The sequence below is a fragment of the Granulicatella sp. HMSC30F09 genome, assembly GCF_001806915.1.
GTDB classification, from domain to species: domain Bacteria; phylum Bacillota; class Bacilli; order Lactobacillales; family Aerococcaceae; genus Granulicatella; species Granulicatella adiacens.
The window spans coordinates 47,844-55,906 of record NZ_KV786418.1; the positions used below are offsets into that span (position 1 = coordinate 47,844).

The 8,063-nt window shown below is 33.0% G+C and carries 8 protein-coding genes; 1 reads left to right on the forward strand and 7 read right to left on the reverse strand.

The genetic code is table 11. The features are described from left to right. The 7 genes from HMPREF3103_RS03405 to HMPREF3103_RS03435 all read right to left on the reverse strand — a co-directional run bounded on the left by HMPREF3103_RS03405 (position 1) and on the right by HMPREF3103_RS03435 (position 7,131). Positions 1–3,072 (reverse strand): type I restriction endonuclease subunit R, encoded by a 3,072-nt coding sequence (locus tag HMPREF3103_RS03405; RefSeq protein WP_371440377.1) that lies wholly within the window; start codon positions 3,070–3,072, stop codon positions 1–3. Beyond that, positions 3,073–3,639, reverse strand: a complete 567-nt coding sequence (locus HMPREF3103_RS09450; protein ID WP_070437212.1) for a restriction endonuclease subunit S — start codon at positions 3,637–3,639, stop codon at positions 3,073–3,075. Next, positions 3,632–4,555 (reverse strand): hypothetical protein, encoded by a 924-nt coding sequence (locus HMPREF3103_RS03415; protein WP_070437214.1) that lies wholly within the window; start codon positions 4,553–4,555, stop codon positions 3,632–3,634. Before HMPREF3103_RS03415 ends, HMPREF3103_RS09450 begins: the two co-directional genes overlap by 8 nt. A gap of 227 nt (positions 4,556–4,782) precedes the next feature. Next, positions 4,783–5,028 (reverse strand): DUF2922 domain-containing protein, encoded by a 246-nt coding sequence (locus HMPREF3103_RS03420; RefSeq protein ID WP_070437216.1) that lies wholly within the window; start codon positions 5,026–5,028, stop codon positions 4,783–4,785. A 94-nt stretch (positions 5,029–5,122) separates the two neighbouring features. Beyond that, positions 5,123–5,413 (reverse strand): helix-turn-helix domain-containing protein, encoded by a 291-nt coding sequence (locus HMPREF3103_RS03425; RefSeq protein WP_070437218.1) that lies wholly within the window; start codon positions 5,411–5,413, stop codon positions 5,123–5,125. Beyond that, positions 5,355–5,627, reverse strand: coding sequence for a hypothetical protein (locus HMPREF3103_RS03430; protein ID WP_070437220.1), 273 nt, complete (start codon positions 5,625–5,627; stop codon positions 5,355–5,357). The genes HMPREF3103_RS03425 and HMPREF3103_RS03430 overlap by 59 nt, the downstream gene beginning before the upstream one ends. A 226-nt stretch (positions 5,628–5,853) precedes the next feature. Next, a complete protein-coding gene (locus HMPREF3103_RS03435; protein ID WP_070437221.1) occupies positions 5,854–7,131 on the reverse strand; it encodes a DUF6161 domain-containing protein in 1,278 nt (425 codons plus the stop codon). Positions 7,132–7,465: 334 nt separating this feature from the next. Here HMPREF3103_RS03435 and HMPREF3103_RS09680 point away from each other — a divergent pair, with 334 nt between their 5' ends. Further along, positions 7,466–7,600 carry a hypothetical protein gene (locus HMPREF3103_RS09680; protein WP_256365583.1) on the forward strand — a complete coding sequence of 45 codons (135 nt, stop codon included), beginning with the start codon at positions 7,466–7,468 and terminating at the stop codon, positions 7,598–7,600. Positions 7,601–8,063 lie beyond the last annotated feature (463 nt).

Sequence of the window (8,063 nt, forward strand, 5' to 3'; positions counted from 1 at the left end):
CTATTCACCTCTCTTAATATCATCTGCAAGTTTGTAGATTGCTTTTCTAAATTCGTTTCTATATTTAATCCATGATAATTCAGCAATATCAGGTTCTGCCAATTCTGGGTAATCCGCACGTGCTGCGTTTAGGATTGCTGAAATTTCCCCTTGTTTATCCAAGTCATCTTGTCCAATCGAATGCTTCTCGATTAATGCTAACAAGTCTTTTACCAGCGTACTGTTATCAAGCCCCCATTTTCGAACAAATTCGGCTACTTCACGTGTGTTTGATTTTGTTACCGCTCGTTCTCTCGCACGATCCATCGCTTCCACAGTTCTTGGTGCAGGATAACTATCAAATACAAAGTCTCCACTATAGATAGCTTCCACAAATCGACGCATTTTTTCTTTTTCTTCCTCGTTGTCAGACTTAGCAATCTCAACATTGATTTCGATTCTTGTAGCTTCAGCATCTTCATTTTGATGAGCATGGATTTCATCTGCCATTTTCGCAATCAAGTCTACTAAGTAATCATAATTGATTCTCACTTCATTAATTTGAACCATTGACAATTCAATATGAGAAATATCAACTTCTTCGTTTTCAGCCATAAGTCGTTTTAACTCATCTGCTATCACAACCGTTAATTTAATTTCTTCCTCCGGAGTCATTCCGATACGGTCGTAAAATTCTTCAGGTGCATCATACGCGGATACACGATTCCCCTCTTCATCTACGGTATATTGTTTTAATTGAGTCATTAATCTGTTATAATTTTTCAACTTCTCAAATAATTGTTTCTGATCTTCTTCGCTAGGCGGAATTCTATCAAAATTATCCGTTAAATCTCTTAACTCATCGACTAATTCTTTCATATCATTTACTGCAACACCAAATGGTTTAGAGATAATTTTATCTTCTATATTCACCTCAATCAGATCGATCAGGTCGACTTGCTCATCAGCAGAGTGCCTATCCGAATAAACCGCAAAAGCCTTATTCATTTCATATTCATTTTGTTTTGGCCAACGATAATTTACAATGTTCCCCCAAGGTTTAGCTACACTGTCATGAACACGGTTTGTTCGAGAGTACGCTTGAATCAGATTTCCACCTTTCAACGTTCTATCCACATATAAAGTATTCAACTCTGGTGCATCAAACCCTGTTAATAGTTGATCAACAACAATCACTAAATCCAAATATTTTCTATCATCAGCTGTTTTGTTTAATCGTCTAGCTAAGTCTTCAGAGTATGCTTTTAGTGTCGTACGATCAAAGGTCGTTCCAAACATTTGATTATATGAGGCAAGTGCACGATCAAGACTTTCATTCGTTTGCAACTGACTATCACTATTTGACGTATCAGCCGAGAAGATAATCGCAATCTTTAATCGTCTTTCTTCTAACTTTTGATTTTCCTCCATAAACTTATCAAAGTATTCCATCGCACGAGGAATTGAAGGTTTATTGCCACCTACATGAACTGTAAACAATGCATTATATTTATAATTATTTGATTTTTCTTTCCAATTGTACAAGACATCTTGAACGACTAATTCCACGTGTACAGGATCAGTATCATACACGCTAGCACGAATCATATCATCGATATCTTCCTCTGAAGGATTTTCCATTGGTTCAATCGTTTCTTTGAATTCAACGTTAAATCCTAGAACATTATGGTCCGCAATCGCATGTTTAATCGTATATGCATGAAGTAAACTTCCAAAGACTTCTTTTGTTTTTTGCCCTTCAAAACGAGGCGTTCCTGTATACCCTACCCAAGCAGCGTTTGGAATAGCTTTGCGAATACTTTGTAGCATCCCTTCTGTATCAGAACCATCTCCCGTTGAACGGTGAGCTTCGTCAACGATAAATAGAATATTATGATTCAAAGGCTTGAAAGAATCTCTCGATACAAAACGTGCCATCTTTTGAATACTCGTTACGATAATATTCTTATCGCTTTTTCTTGTTAATTTTGTCTTTAAATCAGACACATTAGCTGTATCATTGACAACTCCTGATTCGCCTTCCCCTCTAGAAAGCGGATCATAAGCTTGATAGGCATCAACCGTTTGTCTGGTCAAAGCGATTCGGTCCACTAAGAACACAACCTTATTAACGTTCGGAAGACGGCTTGCTAACCATGCTGTTTTAAAACTTGTGATCGTTTTGCCCGAGCCCGTTGTATGCCATACATACCCAAGTTTGCCATCATCATATTTAAAGTCATATTGAGCTACTTTTTCAAGCACTCTTTTCGTTGCATAAACTTGGTAAGGACGCATCACTTTAATACTTTCCTTGTTCTTCGTTCCATCTAATACCATGTAACGAGTAGATAAATCATGTGCCATCGGAATCGACAATACCTTATCTGCAAATTCCATCCAGTTATTGATTGGTTTTGTACTTTCCTCATCTTGCCACTTGAACGCAAAAGCCTTGTTAAATTTGTCTCTAGTTGTATTTGCCATATACTTAATTTCATTAGGCGTCATGGCAATTAAAATCTGTAATGTTGAGAAAATACCGCTGTACTGGCTTTCTGCAATATATTGTTCCATCTGATTGAGTGCTTCATTGGCGGGACGCATCGCACTCTTCAATTCGATTTGAATAATTGGTAATCCGTTGATTAACAGCGTCACATCAAAACGTCTATTTGGTTTCCCTGGAATCACCTTTTCTCGCTCGATTTGGTTCACCACTTGATAAACAGTATTTCCTCCGCCTACTTGCGCTTGGTCAAAAACGGTTAAAAAGACATGTTCCCCATTGTCTAAGTCCACTTCAACTTGACTAACACCATTGACCCCATACAGGAATTGCCCAGCTTTATACGGCGTATCTAATTGGTTAATAACCCTTTTCACCTGGTTAAACTCAACAATTGAAAGTTCCTTGTCTAATCGGCCTCTATTATTTTGTTCTAGAATACGTTTAAAGTTGTCCCATAAAGCTTCTGTATCTTTAATTTCAGGACGATATTCCCATTGTTTTGTGCCACCGATTTTAGTAAGATAATCAATCACTTTATTTTCAAATATTAATTCGCTTTTATTTAATTCATCCACCATCATCTAATCCCCTTGTAATGTTTTTTCTAAAATTTGTGTTGAAAATTGCTCTAATAAATCTGAATACCTAATTAATTCTCCTTGTAATTTTAAAGTTTCACTATATGCCTCCCCAATTTTCTTTTGCTTTTCCAAAGGAATTACGGGAATTTTCAAATCACCTAAGGCCTTTGTCGAAAGCTTTTGAAGTAAATTCCCCTGTTGCTCCCTCTCTTTTTGGCGTTGTATAAATTTATTACTGTTAAATAGATACAAAAAGTAATTCTTATCAAGCGTCTGTTTATTAAATTCTACTTTTGTAAAATTCAACGGAATCACCTTACCAGCATTACTCTTCCCAATCATCACAGCTTTTTGTTGAATATTACTGATAATAATGTCCCCTTCTTTTAGCGTCTGTTTCCCAAAGTCAGAAGGATTTTCTTCAATCTCATATCCATCCAAATGATTAAAATCATTATTAAAATCACTCTGCTCGTAATAGACTATTACATCGTCTATTTGTTTACTAGCACGAGTCGGATTAACGCCAGATACAAACGTTACATAATCTGAAAATCTTCTATCCATGACTGTTCCCCACCTTCTTTTCTTGTAAATTTTCTCTCATGTACTTCAAAATAGAAGCTTTTTTCTTTTTAAATTTCCCTTTTAAAAAATTGTCTATGAGCGTATAAAATAGAATGATGATTCCTAAGATTATAGTATTGATCAAAAATAAGTCCGCAAATTCATTTGGGATATTAGTTCTACTTACCCAATTATAAGCATTAAGAATCATACTTTTTAGACCATCCTTGATCTCACTTGGCAACAAATGCTTAATCACAAATATTACATTCCCAGAAAATGTTATCAGGTAAGCAAACGCTAAGAATCTAGTCTTGTTTGCTTTCATGTATCTTTTGATTGTAATCATGTCATATTCAGAATAATGATTTTTTAAATAATCAAGAAAGTTATCTGATAGTATAAATTGAGAAACAAAGAGTATACCCACAGAACCGAATAGCAAATTAATAAAATGTATATTATTTAAGAGCGAGATAAATAGGATCCCCAAAAATATATGTAAATATCCTAATTTTCTTTTAAAATATACCATCATGAGAAATACGAGAGTTTCAAATTCAAAAACACCCGCCAATATAACGACAATAAAGCCAATATTTATTACTATCCTCTTCAGACCAAACGTATCTCTCATCAGAATCAAAGCAAACAATATCAACAATAAAGTAGTTACTTTAAAGCACCATTTCCATATCACTTCTGCAAATGAATCTTTTTTATTATATTCAAATGAGGCCCTATTCTTGTATAAATTAAAGCTAAACATAATACCTAGCAATAAAATATAACAAAAACTTATTATCTTCACTAACTTACTAACATCTTGAGTAGTAGTAAAAAAATAAATAAAAAACGCAAACGCCGTATGAATAACTCTATACCAATTCTTTTTTATCAATCCCCAAAATTCCAAAACCGCATCTCCTTTTATTTAAAATGTAATTATGAATTATTACTACAAACCTATAATAACACTTCTATAATTCGAAATCAACGTTTTTTGTAATAATTTATTATTATCGTTCTATTCTGATGATTTAAAATTTTAAAAAAAAGAGGATTTCCATCCTCTAGTTTAATTCTAGAGACGGAAACCCTGCACTTAAAATCTAAACACGCCCCATTTCTATCCTTCTAATCTTAATTCTCATCATAGCAAAACACATCTACTCTACACGTCTTATAATAAGCATCTTTTTTAGCTGTATATAATAGTACACCTTCGTTTTCAAATAGGTTAGATTCACTAATTTTATCCATTGCTGCTTCAGCGACAATTTTCTTTAATTCATCTTGAGGTCGTGCAATAGTAAGGCGTTTTGTTTCTCCATCACTCCCTTTGAAGACTAAATGTAGTTTTTTATCGACAATTGTTTCATGTCCCATATTTTCCCTCCTGATTTATTTTGGTAGTTTTTTACTCTCTACACTAATAAGAATAAATTTAGAGGTTAAATAGCTATGTACTATGAAAAATATTTTATTTCCGACTCTTTTTAACTTTAATTTCTAACTTATATCCACATCTTTCAGCAATATCCAATAAAGTGAGTATCGTTGGATTATGTTCTCCGCTTTGCAACCTTGAAATGTGAGAGTTCGGCAATTCAAGCTCTCGTGCAAATTCTTCTAACGCCAATCCACTATCATTTTGAAGTTTTACCATCTGTAGCGCTACCCTTTGTAAAAAAATAGTCTTTTCAAGATCTTTATTAAAATTCGGGTATTCCAATGCGAACTTTTTTAGTTTGGAAGTTAGATACGTACTCATCGTCTGTCTCCTCCTTTTTCTTCTTGCTTATTACAACCTCTAAATAACTTTTTCCTTTATAATGTACTCCCCATTTTTGAATCATTTCTTCAGTTACACCATCTTCTTCTAGCATTTTTAGCACTGCAGCTAATTTCACCATCTCATCATAATCATAATCATAACTATCTAACCGATCCACCAATTCTTTTGATGCTATGAATTTTCGCTTCATATGCCCCACCTCCCTATTCTAAAATTAACATATATGTTAATTAACAAATATGTTAATTTTGCTTTTTTCTGTTACTGTTTTGCTTTTCTTGTAAAAAATTCTCCTCCAAAGTAGTTTACTTTTTAGTATCTACACGACACGCCCAAAATTTATTGTATAGGTGAAAATATTAGATATGAATAAATAAAAAATGACTTAAGCAGCTAACTACTTAAGTCATTCTATATTATTTAGCATTCTTCGATAAAACTGAAAGAATCGCTTCAACATCATTTGAACTATCTGTTTTTACCAAACCTGTCTCGGTTTTACTAAATAGAGAATGAATTATTATAATCCTTTCTTCTTTTGTAATATCTGTCCCCGCCTTAGTTAGAGCTTGATAGAACCTCGTCAATGCAGCTTTTTGTTCGTATTCAGTGGCCAGATGATGATTTGACATTACAATCTTTATCAGAACTCTGATTATGTACACAAAGAAAGATATAATAGAAATTAATATAAATGATTTAGAAACAAAAGGAATTTCTTGAATAGTATCCAGCGAATAATCATGTATAACCATTACTAGTCCTGCTAAAGAACATATTAGAACTAATACAGCAACAATAAGTACCCATGTCCAACTTTTTGCTTTCTCTCTATATTCTTTCGAACAAATATGCCAATGTTTTTCAGGTGCTTCTAAAGACAGTTTATTTTTATACGTTTCCTCTAAATCATTTAATTGAGCTTGTTTTTGTTCTTTCCAGGTATCCATAGAACTCTGAAATTCTTTCAACTCTATAGTTTTTTCGTCAAACTGTTTCTGAATTTCGTTGTGTTTTGTTTCTATAAAAGTTGTTATTTCTTTATATTGTTCGTCTGAATCATCACTTATTTCTTGTAGTTTACTCTTTATAGGTAACACTATATTAGTTTCAAAATTATCCTTACTTTCCTTAAGATCTGAGAGATGTTGTTTCAGCAGATATAACGCAGGATAAAAATCATATCGATATGTACTTGTTAAATCATGACCAACCTCATGCATATTTTTGGATAATCTAATAAAATTTTTTACTGCCTCATTAAGATAATTTGTGAAATGTTGAGTATAGAATGAAACAAAGTTTTTAATTGCTCCAAATTCTGTATCTTTATCGATAGGCGACTTAATTGAAATTATATACAAATATTTATTTTTATCTATCTCTTCTCGATTACTTGGTATATTGTTATAGAAATAATTACGTATGTTCTGTAAGTCTAATTCTTCTATAGTTGATAGATATTCTCTTACTCTAGTAATATTCCTACTTAAATTCGCCCATTCTTGAGAAAAATAATCTTCCGAAACTGAATCCCAATATTCAAAATTACTTTTAGCAATTTTCTCTAATTCATCAAAAGTATATTCCTCACTCTGTCGATTATAATTGATTACATATTCTTCTTCTATCGAAAATCTAAATAAAATTTTATCGTCCAAAAAATTAGATATCTGTTTCTTCGTAAAGCCCATAAAAACACCTTTCTAAATAAAATCTACTATTTCTCTCGTAATTCTAAATGCTTCTTCCTCTCCATAAATTAAACTTATCATATATAGTCTTTATCTTTGATGATAATTTTGCTCTTTTATAGTATTACTTTGCTCTTATATTTATATTAATTCATAAATGTATTATTGAATCATAAAATTATTTACAGTTCAAAACTAATAGTATAATATTGTTTTTAGAGGTTGTGCCGTGCAAACGCACGGTCTCATGTGGCTACCCTTAATCGTTGTAATTTATTATAAAATGACCAAAACAGTAAGTTTTCAAAAAAAGACTACTAGTGAGGTGATTACGATGGAAAAAATCTCATTAATTATTTCAACTTTACAATTGCTAATTGATGCTTCGAATTTTATCATCTTAAACAATATTCAAAATTACTTAGATACGATTACACGATGGGTAGCTTGCATGGCAGAGCCTCTATAACCAAAATTTAAGACCAGGATCTTGAAACGCAGTCCAAAGGTTAGACCGAAAATCTAGCTTTTGGACTGCGTTTTATTTTTCAAATGAAATTTCTATAGTATTGTTTTCTAAAAAAACCAGAGCCCTCGCCCTGGTTTCTTATGTTTGTTCGATTTTGATTTTATTCTAATGTTTTTAGTTCCCCTGTTTCGGCACCACCTCTAGATAATCGAGCAGTGTCCAGACGAATTCGCGGCCTTTGATGCGGTTGATGGCTCCTTCGTCACAAGAGATTTCGTCGTAATGTTCGACCTTATCCTGACGGATGCCAGGTCCTGAGATGACGATTGGCACCGGCTCACGACTTGCAGATATGTTCGGTATAGATGCGAGAAATCTTTCCTACATGATTAAATTGATTGAACGTTATGGGTTAGAGATAGTTAAAAAAGGGAGAAATAATTATTATTCTCCAGAAATAAAA

Coding starts and splice junctions, on each gene's coding strand:
- HMPREF3103_RS03405 (WP_371440377.1), bottom strand. CDS start 3,072: ATGATGGTGGATGAATTAAATAAAAGCGAATTAATATTTGAAAATAAA.
- HMPREF3103_RS03420 (WP_070437216.1), bottom strand. CDS start 5,028: ATGGGACATGAAACAATTGTCGATAAAAAACTACATTTAGTCTTCAAA.
- HMPREF3103_RS09450 (WP_070437212.1), bottom strand. CDS start 3,639: ATGGATAGAAGATTTTCAGATTATGTAACGTTTGTATCTGGCGTTAAT.
- HMPREF3103_RS03425 (WP_070437218.1), bottom strand. CDS start 5,413: ATGAGTACGTATCTAACTTCCAAACTAAAAAAGTTCGCATTGGAATAC.
- HMPREF3103_RS03435 (WP_070437221.1), bottom strand. CDS start 7,131: ATGGGCTTTACGAAGAAACAGATATCTAATTTTTTGGACGATAAAATT.
- HMPREF3103_RS03430 (WP_070437220.1), bottom strand. CDS start 5,627: ATGAAGCGAAAATTCATAGCATCAAAAGAATTGGTGGATCGGTTAGAT.
- HMPREF3103_RS09680 (WP_256365583.1), top strand. CDS start 7,466: ATGGAAAAAATCTCATTAATTATTTCAACTTTACAATTGCTAATTGAT.